This is a genomic window from Marinimicrobium sp. UBA4209, from assembly GCF_002381585.1.
Taxonomy (GTDB): domain Bacteria; phylum Pseudomonadota; class Gammaproteobacteria; order Pseudomonadales; family Cellvibrionaceae; genus Marinimicrobium; species Marinimicrobium koreense.
The window spans coordinates 1,139-21,719 of the sequence record NZ_DFTP01000060.1; the positions used below are offsets into that span (position 1 = coordinate 1,139).

14 protein-coding genes and 1 pseudogene are annotated in these 20,581 nt (G+C 59.4%); 4 read left to right on the forward strand and 11 right to left on the reverse strand.

Annotation, left to right across the window (positions count from 1 at the left end; all coding sequences use genetic code 11):
- The 5 genes from B3187_RS08635 to B3187_RS08655 form a co-directional block, all read right to left on the reverse strand.
- On the reverse strand, positions 1-391 hold a 391-nt coding region (locus B3187_RS08635), incomplete at its 3' end, for a magnesium chelatase domain-containing protein (RefSeq protein WP_286805793.1).
- Between the two features lie 106 nt (positions 392-497).
- Positions 498-1,886 (reverse strand): DUF1552 domain-containing protein, encoded by a 1,389-nt coding sequence (locus B3187_RS08640; RefSeq protein ID WP_286805796.1) that lies wholly within the window; start codon positions 1,884-1,886, stop codon positions 498-500.
- Positions 1,887-1,901: 15 nt separating this feature from the next.
- Entirely contained in the window at positions 1,902-7,568 is a 5,667-nt protein-coding gene (locus tag B3187_RS08645) for a PQQ-dependent sugar dehydrogenase (protein WP_286805797.1), read from the reverse strand.
- Positions 7,569-8,047: 479 nt separating this feature from the next.
- Complete coding sequence (locus B3187_RS08650) at positions 8,048-8,284, reverse strand: accessory factor UbiK family protein (protein ID WP_265366503.1); 237 nt, start codon at positions 8,282-8,284, stop codon at positions 8,048-8,050.
- 74 nt (positions 8,285-8,358) lie between these two features.
- Positions 8,359-10,062, reverse strand: coding sequence for an EAL domain-containing protein (locus tag B3187_RS08655; RefSeq protein ID WP_286805798.1), 1,704 nt, complete (start codon positions 10,060-10,062; stop codon positions 8,359-8,361).
- A gap of 351 nt (positions 10,063-10,413) precedes the next feature.
- On the opposite strand from B3187_RS08655, the gene rep reads away from it, so the two are divergent.
- Positions 10,414-12,423, forward strand: coding sequence for a DNA helicase Rep (gene rep, locus B3187_RS08660; RefSeq protein ID WP_024461828.1), 2,010 nt, complete (start codon positions 10,414-10,416; stop codon positions 12,421-12,423).
- Between the two features lie 68 nt (positions 12,424-12,491).
- Here rep and B3187_RS08665 read toward each other — a convergent pair whose 3' ends face one another.
- The 5 genes from B3187_RS08665 to B3187_RS08685 all read right to left on the reverse strand — a co-directional run bounded on the left by B3187_RS08665 (position 12,492) and on the right by B3187_RS08685 (position 16,279).
- Positions 12,492-12,923 carry a c-type cytochrome gene (locus B3187_RS08665; RefSeq protein WP_246004409.1) on the reverse strand — a complete coding sequence of 144 codons (432 nt, stop codon included), beginning with the start codon at positions 12,921-12,923 and terminating at the stop codon, positions 12,492-12,494.
- Positions 12,924-13,049: 126 nt separating this feature from the next.
- A complete protein-coding gene (locus B3187_RS08670; protein ID WP_286805801.1) occupies positions 13,050-13,739 on the reverse strand; it encodes a DUF3313 family protein in 690 nt (229 codons plus the stop codon).
- A gap of 86 nt (positions 13,740-13,825) precedes the next feature.
- Positions 13,826-15,214: an alanine/glycine:cation symporter family protein gene (locus tag B3187_RS08675; RefSeq protein WP_286805803.1), complete on the reverse strand. Its 1,389-nt coding sequence runs from the start codon at positions 15,212-15,214 to the stop codon at positions 13,826-13,828.
- 241 nt (positions 15,215-15,455) lie between these two features.
- Positions 15,456-15,680, reverse strand: coding sequence for a DUF2007 domain-containing protein (locus B3187_RS08680; RefSeq protein WP_024461832.1), 225 nt, complete (start codon positions 15,678-15,680; stop codon positions 15,456-15,458).
- A 35-nt stretch (positions 15,681-15,715) separates the two neighbouring features.
- Positions 15,716-16,279 (reverse strand): gamma carbonic anhydrase family protein, encoded by a 564-nt coding sequence (locus B3187_RS08685; RefSeq protein WP_123638806.1) that lies wholly within the window; start codon positions 16,277-16,279, stop codon positions 15,716-15,718.
- 169 nt (positions 16,280-16,448) lie between these two features.
- Here B3187_RS08685 and prlC point away from each other — a divergent pair, with 169 nt between their 5' ends.
- Positions 16,449-18,506 (forward strand): oligopeptidase A, encoded by a 2,058-nt coding sequence (prlC, locus tag B3187_RS08690; RefSeq protein WP_286805807.1) that lies wholly within the window; start codon positions 16,449-16,451, stop codon positions 18,504-18,506.
- Between the two features lies 1 nt (position 18,507).
- Positions 18,508-18,753, forward strand: a complete 246-nt coding sequence (locus tag B3187_RS08695; protein ID WP_286805809.1) for a YheV family putative zinc ribbon protein — start codon at positions 18,508-18,510, stop codon at positions 18,751-18,753.
- Positions 18,754-18,940: 187 nt separating this feature from the next.
- Here B3187_RS08695 and B3187_RS08700 read toward each other — a convergent pair.
- Positions 18,941-19,830: pseudogene (locus B3187_RS08700) on the reverse strand (phage integrase N-terminal SAM-like domain-containing protein).
- A gap of 341 nt (positions 19,831-20,171) precedes the next feature.
- On the opposite strand from B3187_RS08700, the gene B3187_RS08705 reads away from it, so the two are divergent.
- On the forward strand, positions 20,172-20,552 hold the full coding sequence (locus B3187_RS08705) for a hypothetical protein (RefSeq protein WP_286805813.1): 381 nt from the start codon (positions 20,172-20,174) through the stop codon (positions 20,550-20,552).
- Positions 20,553-20,581 lie beyond the last annotated feature (29 nt).

Below are 20,581 nucleotides of genomic sequence, written 5' to 3' on the forward strand. Positions count from 1 at the left end.
CGCTGGCGGCCAACGCCGCAGGCAGGGCACCGGTGACCGGGCGCAGCTCGCCGGACAGGGCCAGCTCACCCATAAATTCACAACCGCTCAGGCTGTCTTCGGGAATTTGACCGGAGGCGGCCAGAATGCCCAGGGCAATCGGCAAGTCAAACCGTCCGCCTTCTTTGGGCAAATCGGCGGGCGCGAGGTTGACGGTAATCCGCCGGGCGGGAAATTCCAGGTGACTGTTGAGGATGGCACTGCGCACCCGGTCCTTGCTTTCCTTCACGGCGGTTTCCGGCAGGCCCACCATATTCAGGGCGGGCAGGCCGTTGGAGAGATGAACTTCGACGGTGACCAGCGGAGCCTGGACTCCGAGTTTTGCGCGTGAATAGACAACGGCGAGCGACATGAGCAATCCTTGCGTGGGTGGGTGTATTTCGAGAAGAAATATACCTTATCGAGCGTCGTTGAAAAAGGAACCGGGTTCCGTTTTGGGGTGGCGATACACTGGAGCGTTACACCACGCCACCGCTCCAATGCGGCTCGGGTAAACTGTTTACACCCATCAACCGCGCCACATCGCCGAACAGGTTGTGGGTGCCAAAGCGGCGGTAGCCGTTGTTGATGCCGTCGCCGCAGTTGATCACCCTGCCCATGGACAGCGCCCCGCCGGCGCCGCCCGCGAGCGTCACCGCACCAGCGCCGCCGCCGTGTTTGGAGCCGTCGCCCACTTCGGAGAACATCACCACCAGGGTATCGCTCAGCAAACCGGCCGCATCCAGTTGTTCCAATGTGTAGGCCAGCAGGGAGTGGTACCAACGTACTTGGGCAGTGTGGGGCACGTCCCCCGGGCGGTGGGAAGCGCTGTGACTGGAGAACTCGTTGTACCAACGGGTGATCGGGGTGACCTCGCCGCCGTTCTCGGTGGCCTTGATGCCCTGGTCCATGGCCTGCTGGGCCATCTGCCAACACTCATCGAAGGAATAGTTGACCAGGTTGCCGTTTTCATCGCCCTTGGACAGTTGCAGGGTGGCGACCCGGTGCAGGCCACAGGAGAAGGCGCCCACCACATTGTCGATCTGGGCCCGGCACAGGGTTGGAAACTGTTGCCACTCATCTGCTGACAATTGCTGTTCCGCCATGGCGTAGGGGTCGGCGGGTTTGTCGGTGCTGAGGGCGCAGTCGCCCAGTTGCGTTCCCGCGAGGTTTTTCAGGCGCACCAGCGCTTCGCGGTGGCGAGTAAGTTTATCCTGCCGCGCCTGGGACAGGGTGGCGTCTTCCAACTGGTCAAAATCCGACAGCAGGGTGTCGTACATGGCCTGCAGTTGCGGGTTCGGTTCGCCGCCACCGCCGTCCCCCACCCGCAGTGCCAGTTTCTCGGCGACGTCTTTCGGGTCGTTGTTGGGGATAGGCCTTTGCGTGGTTGCGTAACCCCGAGGCTTGGAGATCATGATGTCGGATTTAGGACCGGTACGCACACCCAGGCTCAGGACCCCTTCATCGCCGAGCTGTTCGGCAATCAGGTGGTCGATGCTGGCACTGTCGGTGCCGATCTGGTTGTTGCCGGTGAGGATGCCGCGCATGTCATTGTAGTGGGCGCCAGCGCCCTGACCGATGTCCAGGGTCATATTTTGCAGCACGGTCAGGTTCTGGTGCCAGGGCGAAAGTGGTCCCAGGCCAAAGCTCAGTTCCTGGGAGCCGGCGATACTGCCCTCGCCCTGGGTCGGGCGCCAGTTGTAAGGCACCACGCCGTTGGGGTAGTAAAGAAACAGTACCCGCTGTGCCAAGCCCGAGGCGGCGAGGACTTTCTGGCCGAACAGTTGGCTGGCAAAGGGTAACAACAATCCGCCTTTGGCCAGGGACATCAGAAACCGGCGACGCGATCGATTGGTCAGTGTGTTCATGGTGGTCACTCCCTCTTATCGACGCTGAATGAAACTGTCGGACAGCACCAGGTCGCGCAGCATGTCACGCATGCCACCGCCGTTGCGCAGGTCCTGACTAAAAGTCTGGATATTGAGCTCGTCGCTATCGCCGGACTCCTCCCGGCCCACCACGTAGCGGTAGAACTGCCGGGCAAAACAGGCCTCACCCTGACCGCTTTCGGCAATCAGTTGGGCCAGCTCGGGTATCGAGTGGTAGGTTACCGCCTCGCTGTCCGGGTCAAGAGTCGTCTCCGGCGAATAGAGGCTTTTGATGGAGCCGGAGGCGTCGATCTCTTCGGTCTCACCGTTGCCCAGGGTCTCCATGGCCCGGTACAGGCCCTGGCTGTCGAACCGCTCAAAGCCAAAACCCACACCATCGATAAACTGGTGGCAGGCGGCGCAGGCCGGGTCGTTGGTGTGCCGCTCGGTGGCGTCCCGGTTGCTGTCGGAGTCTTCAAATTCGACGTTGAAGTCCGCCGCGGCCGGTGGCGGAAACTCCTGGCACATCAGACTTTCCCGCACATAGACGCCGCGCTTGATGGGCGAGGGATTGACGGTGTTAGTGCGCGAGGCCAGGAAGCTGGCGTGGCCGAGCAGGCCAGCACCCAGGCGAGGATCCGAGCCGTCGTAGGCGCGCTCGGACCAGCCGCCGCTGGTGGTGTCCGGAAGACCGTAGTGCTCGGCCACCAGATCATTGGCCTGGGTGTAGGGCGCGAGCAGCAGTTCGGCGTAGGGGGCGTTGGACTCAATGTTGGCGAGTACAAAGCGCACGGTTTCCTCTTTCAGCGCTTCGACCAGATCCGGGTTGTCGATGCCCGGGAAGCCGTACTGATTGTTGATCAGCCAGCCGCTGATAAAGCGGCGCAGGCCGCGCTCCGAGCGCGGATCACTCAGTACGTGATTGACCGCCTCGGACCGGCTGAAGTCCTCATCCGCGGCCATGGCGAGTAAGGTGTCATCCGGAGTGGTGGCCCAGAAAATGTAGGCCAGAGAGGTCACCGTTTCGTAGGCATCCAATGCAAAGAGGCCGGTTTCACCGTCCAGCTCGCCCAGCTCGGAGCGGTACATGAAGTGCGGTGACATCAACAGCGCCTGCAGGGCCCGACGACCGCCGTCGTCGTTGTCGTAAAGGGCGGCGTAGTTGTCCACTTCGGTCTGGGTCAGCGGACGACGGAACAGTCGCTTGCCGAACGCCTCGACGGCGCAGGCAGCGTCGTCACACTGTTCGGCCAGTCCCATAAAGGTGTAGCGGGTGATCGCCTGCTCGGCGATCTCACTGGCCACCAATTGATAGCCCAGGGTGCGGTCGTAGCCCGCCGAGAGATAGGAGGCGGTGGTGAAATTGCGGTAGCGACCATCGGCGGGGACGGTATCCATCAGCGCCGCCGAGAAGTTGATATTGAACACATCGCGCACGCTGTTGAGGTATTCCTCTTTGGTGAGCAGGCGCAGGTTTCGGCTATCCAGAGTGCCCTCGCCGCAGTTGCCGTCGGTGCACAGAGAGGGCTGCCAGGCGTCGGCGAGCACCAGGCGGGCGATTTCGAAGGCGCAGTCACCGCTCTGTTCGCCGTCGCAGGCGCCGGGATTGTCCATGGGCATAAAGTCGGCGATGTAGCTGGCCAGAAGATTCTGGTTCCAGGTGTCGTCCAGGGCATTGATGGCACCGGCCACGCCGCCTTCACCGTTGTCGCCATGACAGCTCTGGCAGTGTTGGCCATAGAAATCCCGGCCGGCTTGATAGTCGTCTTCCTGGCCGGCAAACAGCGCCTGGATCGAGACGTTGTGAGCGGGCATCACCAGCTCGATAGTGGCCGCGGCGGGGTTGCCGACTACATAGGCGCGGCCTTCGCCCTGCCACCCGGAAAACTCGGTCCCGAGAGGCGCCTCGTGGGCGGCGATGGAAACCACCGTGCCGGGGGTGAAATCGCGCTCGGCGTTCTCGGTGCTGCCACCAATTACCGACAGGCGATAGGTTTCGCCGCCGGTGTCGCCGTGGGCATTCCAGGGTTCCCATTGGCCGTCGCTGTAGCTGGCGGATTCCTGGATGTCGTTGAGGTCATCGGTCTGGGCGCCGGCGCCGTTGTTGAAAATCACGTTCAGCTGCCCCTCGGGCAGGGCGTCCGGATCTTGATGGTAGACCCACCAACCGCTGTCATCCGGTCCGTCCATCGGCTCACCGGGCCAGTCGTGCAGCGGTTGGTCTTCTCCCGCACCGCTGGTCCAAAGGTAGATGTTGACGGCGTCCCAGTCGTCAGGGTTGTCGTAGCGCAGGGACAGGGCGGCGTCCGCCTCGGTGAGGGTGGTTTGCGCACTGAATTCGTCCAGAGTGGCGCGCACGGTGGCCTCACCCGGGGCCAGACGTTGCACCAGGCCGGTGTCCGATACCGACACGACGTCGCCGCCGCTGATCACTTGCCATTGAACCTCCGAATGAACATGAATTTTGGTGTTGTTGGGACCCAGACCGTAGGCCACCAGTTGTTGCTGATCGGTGAGTGCGGTGGTCTCCGGGGAGATGGCCAGCCCGGTCAGGGAGGTGTCGATAGACACCACCTCGATCTCCAGACTGGTCGATTGCCCGTTGCTGCTGAGGGTGACGTTGGCGGCACCGGCGCTGAGGGCGTTAAGGGTGACCTGGTTGCCTTCGATGGCTTCTACCGAAAGCACCGATTCGTCACTGCTATTGACGCTGTCGATGCTCGACACCGGTGCGGTGAAGCCATTGTCGTAGCGTGCCTCGACGCTGAGCGTAAACGTATCATCCGGGTTGACCCGGGTGTCGCCAAGCAGGCGCAAATCGGTCGGTTGAGCGTCGACGGCGTCGATCCATTCGGCGAACAGGGTGTCTGCCGCGGGGTTGGTGTAACGGGTGCCTTTGGGCATACGGTTGCCGTCGGTGACCTGATAGAGATGAATCAGGCTTTCGCCGTGATCAAAGGGTTTGATCCGGTATTTGCCGCCGGTGGTTTGAACGTTGAGCAGGCGCATGTCCTCCAGCGGCTGGTCGTAGCGCAGGTTCATGAAATCGCTGTTGTGGCAGTGCGCGCAGTTGGTATCCAGATAGGCTCTGGCACGCGCCTCAAGCGATGTGTTCTCGTCTTCCAGAGACGCAAAGGCGGTGTACTGCTCGGCGGCACCAATGTTGGTATCGAACAGCCCGATCCGGTTGAAAATATCCAACTGGTTCTCACCTTGCTCACTGAACGAACGGTTTAACTGGCGGGAGTGCAACGCCAGGGGTTCGCGACTGCCATTGCCCACATGACAGGAGCCGCAATCGGCCGAGGATCGTACCGTGCGGGTGCGTCCTTCGGCATCGGTATTGTCGAGGGTCAGGGTTTCGGTCACTCGTGTGGCCTCAGTGCCCTCGGCGTTCCAGTGGTAATTCACCGCCTGCCAGGTTCCGTTCGCCTGGCGGAAGAGAATTTCCGTGGTAAAGGGACGTTCTTCGCCATCAGCGTCGGTGATGCATTTATGTTTGATCAGCACCGAACCGGTGGGCAGATCCCACTGTTCGGTGTCGGCAAAGGCGATGGTTTCGTCGTTGGGGATGTGTAAGAAGTGTTGTACCGTCGCGCCGTCGAACCAGCCTTCGGTGTTGACCTTATAGGGGATGACGCCACTTTCCGGTACCAGGGGCGAAAGACTCTGAAACAACCCGGTGGCTGATAAGGTGTCCGGCAAGGCGGCGCTGTCAGCGTCATCGTCCACCAGGCGGTAGATGGTGGAGTTGCCTCCGAACTCGACACCGTAGGTGGATACCAACAATTCGTCGCCGGACAGGTCGGTGCCGAAGGAGGCGATGTTTTCCGGGAAGGCGTCGCTGACCACGGTTTTCTCTTCGCCCTCGGCCACGGCCCAGATTTTCTTGGTGACGTAGTCACCGAACACAAAGCGTCCATTGAGGCCCGGCAACTGGTTGCCCCGATAAACCAGACCACCAATGATGGAGTAACCGGTTGGGTGCTCGTACCCTTCGATGGGCGGTTCAAAAGCCGTGGTGCAGTCTTTGAGTGGGTCGCCCCCGAGTTCGCCCCGGTTGTTCAACCCTTCGCACACCGGCCAGCCGTAATTCTTTCCGGGTTCCACACGGTTGACCTCTTCGTAACCGGATTGGCCGACTTCGGTTTCCCACAAGGTGTAGGGCGCTTCGGTGTCAAACGCCCAACGCCAGGGGTTGCGGTGCCCGTAGGACCAGATTTCCGGGCGGTAACCAGATTGATCCACAAATGGATTGTCATCGGGTACGCGATAGTATTTTCCGTTTTCAGCTTCGGTCAATGGCTCGATCCGAATGAACGTGCCGAGCAGGTTGCTGGTGACCTGAGCATTGTTGTTGGTACGCGGATCTTCGTCGAACGAGGTGGTGGCGCTATGTCCGTAAGCGCCGTCGCCGATGCCCAAATACAGATAGCCTTCTTCGGGATGAAACTGCATCATGCCGCCCTTGTGATCTGGACCGGGTTGTTCAACGCGCAGTAGTTCCCGGGCGGAGTCATCCAGCACGGCAGCGGGGTTGGCTGGATTGTCGATGGTCCAGCGCTCAAGCACGGCATCGCCGTACTGACCGTCGGGGGTACGTTCGTTATCGTCGGCGCCCTGAATGTAATACAGGTAGATAAAACCGTTGCTGGCGTAATCCGGATCCAGAGCCATGCTGAGCAGACCCTGTTCGTGATAATTCTTGACCTGATCTTCAATGTCGATCAGAGAGCGAACCTGATCGGGCGCTACCTCGGGATCGTCGGGAAAAGCGTAGACCTGCCCGGACTTGTCGACCACCATCATCAGGCCACTGACCGGGTCGGGCAGGGTCATCACCGGCGAGGCAAACTGATCGATCAATCCGGGGTAGGCGATCTCAAAACGATAATTGCCCTCGGACACATTACCTTCCACTGGCAGGGCGTGGGGCTCGTTCAGCGTGGGGCGTTGATCAAGATCATCGGGGGTTTGCCCGATGGGCGGCGGGGCGTCGTCCGGATGCTCATCAAGTCCACAATCGGTAAGGCTCTGCCATTGATCGCCGGCGAAGCAGGGCGCTCCGTCAAACAGCAGGTCGGCGGTTTGTGCCGCACCGTTATCGTTGAAAATAACGTTGAGAGAGTCTGGCAACTGATTGCTGTTCAATCGATTGACAAGGTCGACACAATAAAAGCCCTTCTCTTTGTTCATTGCCAGACCAGGCCAATCGGTGCCCTCGTTCAGCGCATCGGCAGGGGATGCATTCCAGTAGTACAGATGCGGTTCGCTGTATCCCTGGGCATTGTCGAAACAGAGTCGGGTATTTTCGGAGCTGGTATCGTCGGACGTGGTGTCGGCAATGCTGACCTCAATGGAATGATCGGTATCGTCGAACGCGATATCGTAGGTGCCCGCGCCATCGACGATCGGATAGTCCTCGGCCGGGTAGGCTTGGCTCCAGTTGTCGTAACGGCTGATTTTGAAGCGGGGATTGTCATCGTCGAAGGTCTGGGTGGTTTCCCAGTGGCCGCTGTCCGGATTGTAGGTCATGGGGGTGAGCCCCCAGTCATTGGGCGTGCCGCGAAAATAGGCGTCGGACCACTCCTGGGCGAGTGCGGGGTGAAAGCTGCCGAAAAGCAGAGCGCCAATACCGAGCGCCATCACCTTGTTTATCACAAGTCTATGGATGCTGAACATAAAAGTCTTTCCGTTTTTGACGGTAAAAAATCATTATCGTTAGTGTGAATTTTTCGTCCGTGTCTGACTGAAAAACGTGTTGGCATCTTGCCCACAGGGTCAGAACCGTTTGCCCGGGAGTGGGCGATACCGCATCGGTTTATTATTTGAAATGGGTTGCAAGCCCGGCGCCGATACCGCGTTTGGAGGGAGTGGCGTTCTTTGGGAACGCGACTATCAGAGACTTCACATTCGGCGTTGTTTACGTATTTACATCAACTGATGTTTGGAGGAAGTCTAGAGACGGATTCATGACGGTGGCAATATGAATACGTATGCAGCACCGCCGAATTGTCATAAAGGCGGGAGTGAATCACAGTGTTAATGGGAGCTTAGATCGGAGAATCTCCGGGTTTCGGAGCGAGCACGCCCTGGATCCCCGGTGGCGGAGTTTGGCGGGATTGTTGGATTACGCTTCATTCCAAAGCATCGGACCGATCCTACCTACGGGAGGAATTTTCCAGCTCGGCGAGTTGTTTTTCCAGTTGTTCCAGACGCTCGCGGGTGCGCTGGAGTACGGCGGTTTGGGCGTCGAACTCTTCTCGGGTGACCAGATCCATTTTGCCGAGCGCGGACTGTACGGCGGCTTTGATTTCCTGCTTGGGAAGCATGTCCTGCAAGCCCGGCAATTTGCGGTCAATTTCCTGAAAGAATTTCTGGGCAAAGTCGTTAATCATAGGGGCACTCGATCATGCTGGGGAAAACCCCAGTGTAGCGCGCCGGGATATCCTTGTCAGTGGTTACTGGGGGTTCAGGCGATACTGTGCCATTGCTTGATGGTGCGACACACCTTGTCCACCGGTTGGGGGGCGCAGAACAGATAGCCCTGCATCTGGTCGCAGCCGGCGGCCTGCAGCCAATCTCTCTGTTCCTGGGTTTCCACGCTTTCGGCGATCACCACTTTGCCCAGATTATGTGCGAGGTTGATCATGGCGGTGACCAGGCGTTGGTCGTCCACGCTGTGGTTCAGAGCGGCCAAAAACCGGGAATCAATTTTAACCGCGCGGATGGGCAGGCGCTGCAGGTGCAGGAAGGAGCAGCTACCACTGCCAAACTGGTCCAGGGAGAATTCCAGGCCCAGGTGCGATAGTGGCCGCATGCACAGGCTGACCAGATCGAGGTTGTCCATCAGGCTGGCTTCGGTGAGCTCAAACTCCAGATTCCGGCCGGGCACATCGAGCTCATTCAGGGTCCCCGCCAGCCGGTGCACCAACTGTTCATCCCGGAACTGGCGCACTGACAGATTGACCGCCATACGCAATTCCAAGTGACACTCGCGCTGCAGCAGGCGCAGGTCCTGGCAGGCGCACTCCACAATCCAGTAGCCAATGTCGTTGATCAGGCCGGTATCTTCGGCAACACTGATGAATTCTTTGGCATCGAGCAGGCCGCGCTCCGGGTGCTGCCAGCGCAGCAGTGCCTCCATGGCGACAATGTCCCCGGTATTGAGGTCGATGCGGGGTTGGTATTCCAGGCTGAGCTGATTCAGACGCAGGGCGGCCCGCAGGTCGGACTCCATTCGCAGTTGCAGGCGCACGGCCTTGTTCATGGCCTCGGTAAAAAAGCGGTAGCTACTGTCGTCCTGTTGCTTGGCCTGATACATCGCCATATCGGCGTTCTTGAGCAGACTTTCGGCATCGCGGCCGGCGTCCGGGTAGACCGCGATGCCGATGCTGCAGCCGATGCGCATTTCGTAGCCGCCGATATGATAGGGTGCACCGATACGTTCGATGATTTTCTCGGCGATATGGGCGATGTTGGCGCCATTATCGGTGTTTTCCAGCAACAAGGTAAATTCATCGCCGCCCATGCGGGCAACCGAGTCGCTGCGGCGCATGCATTCCTTGAGGCGGTCCGCGCACACCCGGATCATGGTGTCGCCGGTGTCGTGGCCGAAGCTGTCATTCACCTGTTTGAAGCCGTTAAGGTCTATGAACATCAGTGCGAACTGGCCCTGATCCCGGTCCGCCAGGCGGATGGCGTGTTCGAGCCGGTCGCGAAAGAGAATGCGGTTGGGGATGTCGGTGAGGGTGTCGTAGTGCGCCAGGCGACTCAGGTGTTGCTCGGTGCGCTTACGCTCGATGGCATAGCGCAGGGTGCGCTCGAGCAGCTGGGTATCGATATGGCCCTTGATCAGGTAGTCGGCGGCGCCGGCGCGAATGGCTTCCCGGTCCACCTCAGTTTCCATCTCGCTGGTCATGACCACGATCGGGGTGGTGCATGCCTGGGTTTTGGCGGCGGTCAGCAGGTCCTGAGCGGTATGGCCACTACCCCAGTAATAGTCCAGCAGCACCAGGTCGTAGTCATCGCCAAAAATGGCGGGCAAAGCGCCATCCAGCCGGTCGTGCCAGACCAGCTGATAGTCGGTGTGGTGAATCTTTGACAACAGGTCGGCCAGCAACAGGTACTCGCCTTCCTCGCCGTCAATAAAGAGGATCTTTACGATTCTGTCCATTGCCCGATTCCATGGTTCCTTTGGTATCGTTGGGGGCATCGCAGGGCTTCAGTGCGCTCAACCTTGACGCCGCCGACCCGGCCGCACGAGGCGATCCGGTTCTCGTTGTTTATGACCCAATACTCATCTACCTTGACGGACCACACAGCATGAAGAAATCCGCGCCAGTTGAGGACTTTACACCACCTATACCCCATAATAAACCACTTTCGCGGGGTGCCAATGGCCGCTGGTCGGGCAGTGACACGTGCGTCTGTGCGGGTGCTTGCGTGCCCTTGGCGCCCTGCTACAATGCCGGCCCCCTGTGTCAGCCACGCCTGATGACGCCACGCACTGAATTGGTGAGGTACTGTGCCCAAGCTCAATCCCCGTCAGCGAGAAGCCGTACACTATATTGATGGCCCCTGCCTGGTGCTGGCCGGGGCGGGCAGTGGCAAAACCAGTGTGATCACCCGCAAGATTGCCTATCTGATCGAGCAGTGCGACCTGCCGGCTCGCCATATCGCCGCCCTGACCTTTACCAACAAGGCCGCCCGGGAGATGAAGGAGCGGGTCAGCTCGCTGGTCAAAGGCAGCGCCGCCAAGGGGCTGACGGTCTCGACCTTTCACAATCTGGGCCTGAATATCATACGTCGGGAGTATAAAGCCCTGGGCTTCAAACCCGGATTTTCGATATTTGACGCCGAAGATGCCCGGGCCCTGCTCAAGGAGCTGTTGCTCAAAGACGGCGAGCTGGACAGCGACCACCTGAACCGGGTTCAGCATCAGATTTCCAACTGGAAGAACGACCTGACCGATCCGGCCGAGGTATTGGCCATGGCCCAGAGCCCGGGCGAGCAGACCATCGCCCGGGTGTACGAGCGCTACAACCAGGCTCTCAAGGCCTACAACGCCGTGGATTTCGACGACCTGATCCTGATTCCAGTACGCCTGTTCCAGGACCATCCGGACATTCTCGCCCGCTGGCAGCGCAAAATCCGCTACCTGCTGGTGGACGAGTACCAGGACACCAACTCCAGCCAGTACCTGCTGGTCAAGCTGATCGTGGGCGTGCGCGGCTCGCTCACCGTGGTGGGGGATGACGACCAGTCGATCTACGCCTGGCGCGGCGCCCGGCCGGAGAACATGAGCCTGCTCAAGCAGGACTTCCCGGCCCTGAATGTGATCAAGCTGGAGCAGAACTACCGCTCCACCAGCCGCATTCTGAAAGTGGCCAACCACCTGATTGCCCACAACCCCCACGAATTCGACAAGGCATTGTGGAGTGAAATGGGCCTGGGCGACCCGATCCGGGTGATCCGCTGCGCCAATGAAGAGGCGGAGGCCGAGCGGGTGGCCACGGAAATTCTCACCAGCCGGCTGCGCTACCAGCGCAAGTTCCGCGACTACGCGGTACTGTACCGGGGCAACCACCAGGCCCGGCTGCTGGAAATCAAACTGCAGCAACACCAGATTCCCTACAAAATCAGCGGCGGCTCGTCCTTCTTCTCCAAAACCGAAATCAAGGATGTGATGGCGTATTTACGCCTGCTGGTAAACCCGGACGACGACAACGCCTTTTTGCGGGTGATCAACACCCCGCGCCGGCAGATCGGCACCAGTACCCTGGAAGCCCTCGGGCGTTACGCCACCGAGCGGCATATCGGGCTGTTCAGCGCGGTGAATGAACTTGGGCTGGAGAGTCAGCTCAACGACAAGGCGCTCGAACGCCTGCGCCGGTTTGTGCACTGGATGGAGGGCGTGCATCAGCGCTCCCACGGCGACAACCCGATCGGCGCGATTCGGGAAATGCTCGAAGACATGGACTACGAGGCCTGGCTGCATCAGAACGCCAGTACCCCCAAGGCCGCCGAGCGGCGCTGGGAAAACGTTCAGTACCTGGTGGACTCCCTGGGCAAGACTCTGGCGCCGGGGGATGACGACGATGAGACCACCATCAAGGAAGCCATTGCCAAGCTGGTGCTGCGGGACTTGCTCGAGCGCCAGGAAGAAGAGGACGAACTGGACCAGGTGCAGCTGCTTACCCTCCACGCGTCCAAGGGGCTGGAGTTTCCGCACGTGTTCATGGTGGGCCTGGAAGAAGACCTGCTGCCCCACCGGAACAGTATCGAAGATGGCAATATCGAGGAAGAGCGGCGCCTGACCTACGTGGGCATCACCCGCGCCCAGAAAACCCTGACCATGACCCTGGCCCACAAGCGCAAGCAGTTTGGGGAAATCTTTGAAACCACGCCCAGTCGGTTTCTGGAGGAGTTACCGCCGGAGGATGTGGAGAGTGAAGGATTCGGTGAGCTCAGTCCGGAGAAAAATGTTGCCAAGGGCGAAGAGACGCTGAGCAGTTTGTTGGGGATGTTTGATTAGATCGCCCTAGTGGCGCGTAGGGCGGATAAGGCCGCAGGCCGCATCCGCCGTAACCTTCCGCTAAACGATTAACTGCTCTCTTCAACCATATAATCGACGGTCGCCTGAATCTCTTCATCAGAGCAGTCGCTGCACAAGCCCATGGCCGGCATGGCATTGAAACCGTTGATAGCGTGGTCGTACAGTGTCTCGGAGCCCTTCTCAATGCGGCTTGCCCAGTCGTCCACGGAACCGAGCATCGGCGCACCGGACACGCCAGCATCGTGGCAGGTGGCGCAGGCCGAGCCGTAAATTTCTTCACCGGAGCGCGGCTCACCGCTGCTGGCGCTGGCCACGGGCGCTGCCGCGCAATCGTCACCGGCCATGCACACCTTGCCTACCGGGGCCAGGCGGTTCTCGATTTCTTTGGACACGTTACTGGACTGAGCCACCGCCAGAGCGGAGAGCAGACCCAGACTGGCAGCCAACAACAGGCCGATGCGTTTCTTGACTAGACTCACGGTGCTTCATCCTCGTTGTGAGAGGCAGTGCCTCTTTGGACTATTTGGGGCGATCATCGGGCGTAGCCCGCCAACCGCGAGGGCGCATTATAGCCACAAACCGTCGCTCAGGTGAACCAAAGCCCGTCACTCGGCGGGCTCGGGCACGGCCCCGGCAATCAGCAGGTAAACGGCCAGGTTGCGGGTCCAGCGGTCCATCAAGCGGCTAAAGTGACGGTAGTTCGTGACCCGGTTGGTCCACTCCATCGCCTGTCCGGTCAGGTTCTGGGTTTCCCGGTGGTCGATGAACTGCGCCAGTACCTTGCCGCTGGGGTCTTCCAGTACCAGGTCAAAGGTGGCGTTTCCGGCTTCGCGCGTGTAGTGGCGGGTGATCCCCGGCCGGCTCAGGTCCGGCGCGTAGATGTTCAGATTGCGCAGGGTAGGGCGAAAAATCATGTCCGCCTCTTCGCGGTTCTCGGTGAGGGTAACCCCGGTTTGCTCACTCAGCCCCTCACGGAGCGCTTCGTCGAGGAAGCGACCGTAATCCTCGTAGATGCGATCCAGGTCCCGTTGGGTGTAATCAGCCCTTCGGTCGCGCAGCCAGTAATCGCTCAGGGCGACCTGGGCCGGTTCGATATAAAGTGTGGTGATCCGGGGCAGACGTTCGCCCGGGGGCAGAAAGACATGGTCGAAGTTGCCGGGCTGAGCCGGGCGCAGTGAATCGTCTGCCAGCGGCAGGGGCGACTGCTGGGCGCAGGCAGCCAGCCATAAGGTCACTATGGCCAGTAGCGCGGCCCTCGGCCAGAAACGGAGTGAGATAACGCGCTGATGTGTCATTTAGACCTCCCCAATCGCCTAACAGTGAATACGCCATACTACGTCGGTTAGACGTCGCCCGGGTGGTATGGTTGCGTAAAAAACCGTTATGAATTTGTAGAAGCCGGTTCATGGTCGCCCTTGCGGTGCCGGGCGAAGTAATCCCGGGCGGCCCGGTTCACCCGGGGGGCGAGCAACAGGGCGGATACCATGGTGGGAATGGCCATGGTGGCATAGAGCCCGTCCACCAAACCCACCACCGCGCGCAGGCTCACCACGCTACCGAGCACTACCAGAGTGGCGTAAATCCAGATGTAGTGATGTTGATGCTGAGCCCCGATCAGAAAGCCCAGGCATTTGCTGCCGTAATACCAGAAGGTGAACACGGTACTCAGCGAGAGCAGGGCCACCACCAGCACCAACAGGTAGGCGCCGACGTTGGGGAAGGCGGTTTCGAAGGCCCGGGCGGTGAGGGTCACTCCGTCAATACTTCCGTCCACCTGCCAAGCGTCGGTCACCAGTATGGCCAGTGCCGTGCAGGTACAGACCAGAAGGGTATCGATCACCGGGCCCATCATGGCCACCAGGCCCTCGCGAATGGGCTCCTTGGTTTTGGCGGCGCCGTGGGCCATGGATTCGGTGCCGATCCCCGCTTCATTGGAGAAGGCGCCCCGGCGCACGCCCATCAGTATGACGGTACCGATGGCGCCACCGGCGGCGGCCTGGCCGCTGAAGGCGTCGGTGACGATCAGGTGTAGTGCGGCCGGAATTTCGCCCAGGTACTGGATCAACAACAGCAGGGTCATCCCCAAATAGAGCAGGACCATGACCGGCACCATTCTCAAAGTCACTTTACCAACCCGCTGGACGTGTCCGGTAATGACCAGCAGCACCAGGGCGGCGATGATCAGCCCGAGCGTGAGGTCAAAGGCGAAGTGGTTGCTTTCGCTGGCGAGCCCGGCGGGGATGGCCACCACATCACGCACAATCTGTACGAGTTGGTTGACCTGAAAGGCGGGCATGGTGCCCATCAAACCGGCGACGGCGAACAATGCGGCGAGCGGCCACCAGCGTTTTCCCAGGCCTTCGCGAACGACGTACATGGGGCCGCCTTGCAGCCGACCGAGGCTGTCTTTGCCCCGGAACATGACGGCGAGGGAGCAGGTATAGAATTTGGTGGCGACGCCGATGACGGCGGTGACCCACATCCAGAAGATGGCGCCGGGGCCGCCCATGGTGAGCGCCAGGGCGACGCCGGCGATGTTGCCGAGGCCCAGGGTGCCGGAGAGGGCGGTGCTCAGTGCCTGGGCGTGGGGGATGTCGCCTTCGTCGTCGTGGTGGTCGTAGCGGCCACTGAGGATCTGCAGGGCGTGTTTGAAGTGTCGGTAGGGGAGGCCACGGGAGTAGGCGACGAAGAAGACGCCACCTCCCACCAGCAGTATCACCAGGGGCATGCCCCACATAAAATTCGCAAACGCTGTAAATGCCGCTTCCATAGATCCTCTAATGTTTGTCTGAGTCCGGCCGGGATAGGGGTTCACCCTTTCAAGACACGCCGTAAACCCATCCCTGGGGGCTCGCATCGCGGGTCCCCCGCTCCACGGTCTTGAAAGGGTGAACCCCTATCCCGGCCTCATAGTCTGATTCACGTCCGCAGCTCGCGTAGGGCGGATAAGCGCAAAGCGCGCATCCGCCGTAACCAAAGGTAAAGATTGAATCGATCCTAAAATTAAAACGCTACTCGGCCGCAAACTCCCCCGCCTCATACCGCGCCAAAACCCGCTTGGCGTCTTCAAACTGCGCTTCGTGCACCCACAACGACACCGTGCTTCCCGCCGGCAACTCCCCCGCGGCTCCGGGCAAATATTCACCGCGGATTTCGCAATCAATCCCCTCGGATTCGAGCAACCCTTGTACCAGGTGCGCCTCAATGTTGTTTTCCGGCAAATAGACTTCTTGCATGGCGGAGTGCCTCGTGGGTGTTGGTGGTTGGGCGATCAGCTCTGTTGTTCTTGGAGATACTGGTCTTTCAGCGCCACGTAGTTGCTGGCGGAGTATTTGAAGAATTCCCGCTCGCTGTCTTTGAGCGGGCGGGCCTGTTTGCAGGGTGAGCCCATATAGAGGTAGCCGCTTTCCAGGCGTTTGCCCGGCGGTACCAGGGTGCCGGCGCCGATTACCACTTCGTCTTCCACCACGGCGCCGTCCAGTATGGTGGAGCCGATGCCCACCAGGATGCGGTTGCCCAGGGTGCAGCCGTGCAGGGTGACCGAGTGGCCTACGGTGACGTCGTCGCCGATGGTCAGCGGGTAGCCTTCCGGGTTGAAGGGGCCGGCGTGGGTGATGTGCAGGCAGCTGTTGTCTTGAATACTGGTCCTTTCGCCTATACGTATACGGTGCATGTCGCCGCGAATGACCGCACAGGGCCAGACGGACGTATCACTGCCCAGGGTCACGTCGCCGATTACCACGGCGGCCGGGTCAACGTAGACGCGCTCGCCCAACGTCGGGGCGACGCCCTGGTAGCGGCGCAGAGCGGGCGAAGAGGGAGCAGATGCGGTCATGGGTTACCTCATACAGGGCATCGGACACGGAGCGTCGGCTGGAGCGGGCGTCTACCCGCCGCCGCGTAACGATGTATCATGGTAGCGTCCCGGGCCGCCGAGCGCGAATGTTCAACGCGATAACCCCGTTTTTTGAGTCACAGACACAGAGTTTTGGAGCGATAACCTTATGGCCAACCCCCTGCTGGAAACCCACGAATTGCCCCCGTTTTCAGCCATCAAGCCGGAGCACGTGGAACCGGCCATTCGGCAGTTGATCGACGAAAACCGCGCCCATCGCGAGCGGCTGCTGGACGGGCTGGATCAACCGACCTGGGACAATTTCGTCGCTCCGCTGGAAGCCGAAGAGGACCGCCTGGAGCAGGCCTGGTCCCCGGTCAGCCACCTGAACGCGGTGGTCAACAGCGAGGCCCTGCGCGAGGCGTACAACGCCAGCGTGGCGTTGCTGACCGAGTACAACACCGAAGTGAGCCAGGACAGGCGCTTGTATGAAGCCTTCCAGGCCATTGCCGACAGCCCGGAGTACGACCAGCTGAGCCAGGCCCAACGCCAGTCCATCGACTACGCCCTGCGGGATTTCCGACTTGGGGGTGTGGCCCTGGAGGGCGAGGCCAAAAAACGCTATGGCCAGATCAAAAAACGCCTCAGTGAGCTCTCTACCCAGTTTGCCAACAACGTGCTCGACGCTACCCAAGCCTGGTACAAACACTTTACCGACCCGCAGGATCTGGCCGGCCTGCCCGACTCCGCTCTGGAGCAAGCTGCTCAGGCTGCCAAGCAGAAAGACCTGGAAGGCTATGTCACCACCCTGGACATCCCCTCCTTCCTGGCGGTCATGACCTACGCCGAAGATCGGGCCCTGCGCCGGGAGACCTACACCGCATTTGTGACTCGTGCGTCCGCGGAAGGTCAGAAGGCCGATGGAAGCAGTGCCGCCGAGTGGGACAATACCGCGATCATCGACGAGACCCTCGCGTTGCGCCATGAGCTTGCGCAATTGCTGGGTTTCAATAACTACGCCGAACGCTCCCTCGCCACCAAGATGGCGGACAGCACAGAACAGGTCATAAACTTCCTGACCGAGCTGGCCGAGAAGTCCAAACCTCTGGCGGAGCAGGACGTTCAGCAACTGAAAGCCTTTGCAGAAAAAGAAGGCTGCACCGACCTGCAAGCCTGGGACCTGGCCTACTTCAGCGAAAAACTCCGGCAGGCGGACTATGCCCTGTCCCAGGAAGAGCTACGCCCCTACTTCCCGGCCGAGCGGGTGATCAGCGGCCTGTTCGAGGTGGTCAAACGCCTCTACGACATCGACATTGTGCCGGTGGCGAGCTTTGATAGTTGGCACCCCGACGTGCGTTTCTATCAGATCTACAAAGACGGTGAACACATCGCAGGCTTCTACTTCGACATCTTCGCGCGGGAAAACAAACGCGGCGGTGCCTGGATGGCGGACTGTCGTGTGCGCCGCCAGACCGCCAGTGGTGTGCAGCGGCCGGTCGCGTTTCTGACCTGCAACTTCACCCCTCCGGTGGGCGAGACCCCTTCACTGCTCACTCACGATGAAGTGACCACCCTGTTCCATGAATTCGGGCACGGCCTGCACCACATGCTGACCCAGATCGACGTGGCCGCCGTCAGTGGCATTAACGGCGTGGCCTGGGACGCGGTAGAGCTGCCCAGCCAGTTCCTGGAAAACTGGTGCTGGGAACCGGACGTGGTACCGTTGATCTCCGGCCACTACAAAACCGGCGAACCGCTGCCCAAAGACCTGCTGGACAAACTGCTGGCAGCCAAGAACTTCCAGTCCGGTATGCAGATGGTGCGGCAGTTGGAGTTCTCCCTGTTCGACTTCCGCCTGCACGCGGAGTACAACCCCAATAGCCCGAAAGCGCCCCAGCAACTGCTGGATGAAGTGCGCGACCAGGTGGCCGTGATCACGCCACCGGCGTTCAACAAATTCCAGAACAGCTTCAGCCACATATTCGCCGGCGGCTACGCGGCGGGCTACTACAGCTACAAGTGGGCCGAAGTGCTCTCCGCCGATGCCTTCTCCCGATTTGAGGAAGAGGGCATCTTCAATCGGGACACCGGGGAAAGCTTCCTCAAAGAAATCCTCCAGCAGGGCGGCAGCCGCCCGCCCATGGAGTTGTTCGTCAACTTCCGCGGCCGCGAGCCCAGCATCGCCCCATTGCTGCGCCACAGCGGCATCGACGAGGAGGCTGCCTGATATGGCCTTCAGCAAAACGCCCCGGTTTATCGCCGGGGCCGTCTGCCCCCGCTGCTCCGCCATGGACCGCCTTCGCGTGTACAACGAAGACGGCACCGACTACCGCGAATGCGTCGACTGCGGCTTCAAACAGGAACAGCATATCCAACCCCAGATGCGGGAAATCGAAACCCGCGTCAACACCAGCCAGGAAGAGCGCAAAGCCCAGGAGCAAGTGGTCAAGATCCTCCCAATGAACGACGACTGAGTAGGGCACCCATGTGGTGCCGACACACGATGCAACAATCCTGCTCCAACTTGCTTTTCGCTCTCCACCTGCTACCTTACCCAAACAACCAAATAAGCCCCGTTGCCACATGCTCTCTGAAATACTTTCTACCAAGAGAAAATGTCGCACTACGGGCGGTAGCGTGCCTAAACGCCGGTCTGGCACATTAATCCGCAAGTGCATCCAAGGGGCTGCGCGTTCCCGCATAATGCTGCCCCAACACATGGGTATAAATCTGCGTCGTTCTCACATCGTTGTGGCCCAATAGCTCCTGCACGCTGCGTATGTCATAACCGCTTTGCAGCAAGTGGGTCGCGAATGAATGGCGGAATCGTGCAAGTGGTGCCGGCAAAGCGTGCCGGTAAGCGGATGTTCGCTGACCGATTCAGATGGGAAAATGAACATCCATCCAGGTGTGCGATAGGCAGAGGGATACTTTTTCGCGAGGACGCCGGGCATGGACGGGCCGATGCCGGATTGGTTGTCTTTTTGTTGAATCGTAAGTGCTTTTTCAATGGCTTCTTTCAACTCAGGAACCACCGATTGACTCAGAAGCGTTTGACGATCTTTTTTTCCCTTGCCGTCGCGGACGGTCAGCGACATTCGATCAAAGCACACATCTTGAACCCTGAGACGCAGGCATTCAGACACTCTTAAACCGCTACCATAGAGAATAGAAACGATGAGCCGCTGAGGCTGGGGCAAATGGGACAGGATCGCGCGAATTTCTCGGGGAGCTAACGTTGTAGGTAGATGACGCTGTTTGCTCGCGGGAGAGAAATCAATTTCACCGAGCGGTGTGTCCAGAACCTTATGATACAAATACACCACTGCGTTCAACGCGACTTTCTGTGTATTGACAGCGACGTGACGATCCACCGCTAGCCACGTTAAAAACGCTTTAACCTCGCTGACCCCAATATCAGTGGGGTGCTGTTTGTCATTGAAGAGAATAAACTGCTTGATCCAAAAAAGATAAGTTTTCTCAGTGCGTAGACTGTATCCGCGAAGGCGGATATCACGACGAATCATCTCCATAAAAGGGCTGGATGGCATCAGAATCACTCCCTGTAATAACGATCAATTTCTGTACTTTTATACAGTATATTTGAGACTCTTGCAAAGTTTGGCGTACAGGTCATCTTTACAGAGCGCGTTTTTTGCGGTCCGATGATAGTTTTTCCTTTTTTATCAGTAGGTTAGAAATGTTACTGGGGTAAATAACAGGCGACATCCGGACGAAAACTGAGCTGGCACGGTTTCCGCCTGCTGTTTCTGTGCTAAAGTTCAATTTAATTTTTTAATTTCAATGAGTTAGCGGCTTTCAAGCGGAAATGTGCATAGCGAAAAAGCGTGCTGGCTCGATATACAAATGTTATGCATAGGAAGACAAAGCTTTGAGAAAGCTGTTCGAGGAAAAACTCTACGTAAAGGTTTCGCGGAATCGATTCGAAATAGTGAAGGTCTCAGGTGACTCTGCTGTGGAAATCGTTTCCGCTCCTCAGCCATTCAGTACTCTCCGTCTTCTTGCAGGAGATTTTTCACGGGCCGAGCATCATCTGAGTACCGGTATCCGCAAGGTTCTCCCGAAAAAATTAATCAAAAGAAGCCCCGCAGTTTTGATTCATCCTCTGGAACTGACCGAAGGTGGTCTATCTGAAGTGGAGGTCAAGATATTCCGTGAGCTAGCTTTCGGGGCGGGCGCGCACAAAGTAAAAGTTTGGGAAGGGGCAGAGTTGTCTCCCCAGCAAGTCATTGAAAAACTGGAAAATGCATAACCAGGCGGTCAACCGGACGCCAAAAGCGT

Bases quoted from the DNA above. Each gene is read 5' to 3' on its own strand.
- B3187_RS08655 (WP_286805798.1), bottom strand. From the start codon at position 10,062: ATGGACAGAATCGTAAAGATCCTCTTTATTGACGGCGAGGAAGGCGAG.
- B3187_RS08680 (WP_024461832.1), bottom strand. From the start codon at position 15,680: ATGCAAGAAGTCTATTTGCCGGAAAACAACATTGAGGCGCACCTGGTA.
- B3187_RS08650 (WP_265366503.1), bottom strand. From the start codon at position 8,284: ATGATTAACGACTTTGCCCAGAAATTCTTTCAGGAAATTGACCGCAAA.
- B3187_RS08645 (WP_286805797.1), bottom strand. From the start codon at position 7,568: ATGTTCAGCATCCATAGACTTGTGATAAACAAGGTGATGGCGCTCGGT.
- B3187_RS08675 (WP_286805803.1), bottom strand. From the start codon at position 15,214: ATGGAAGCGGCATTTACAGCGTTTGCGAATTTTATGTGGGGCATGCCC.
- B3187_RS08640 (WP_286805796.1), bottom strand. From the start codon at position 1,886: ATGAACACACTGACCAATCGATCGCGTCGCCGGTTTCTGATGTCCCTG.
- B3187_RS08695 (WP_286805809.1), top strand. From the start codon at position 18,508: ATGGCCTTCAGCAAAACGCCCCGGTTTATCGCCGGGGCCGTCTGCCCC.
- B3187_RS08685 (WP_123638806.1), bottom strand. From the start codon at position 16,279: ATGACCGCATCTGCTCCCTCTTCGCCCGCTCTGCGCCGCTACCAGGGC.
- B3187_RS08670 (WP_286805801.1), bottom strand. From the start codon at position 13,739: ATGACACATCAGCGCGTTATCTCACTCCGTTTCTGGCCGAGGGCCGCG.
- prlC (WP_286805807.1), top strand. From the start codon at position 16,449: ATGGCCAACCCCCTGCTGGAAACCCACGAATTGCCCCCGTTTTCAGCC.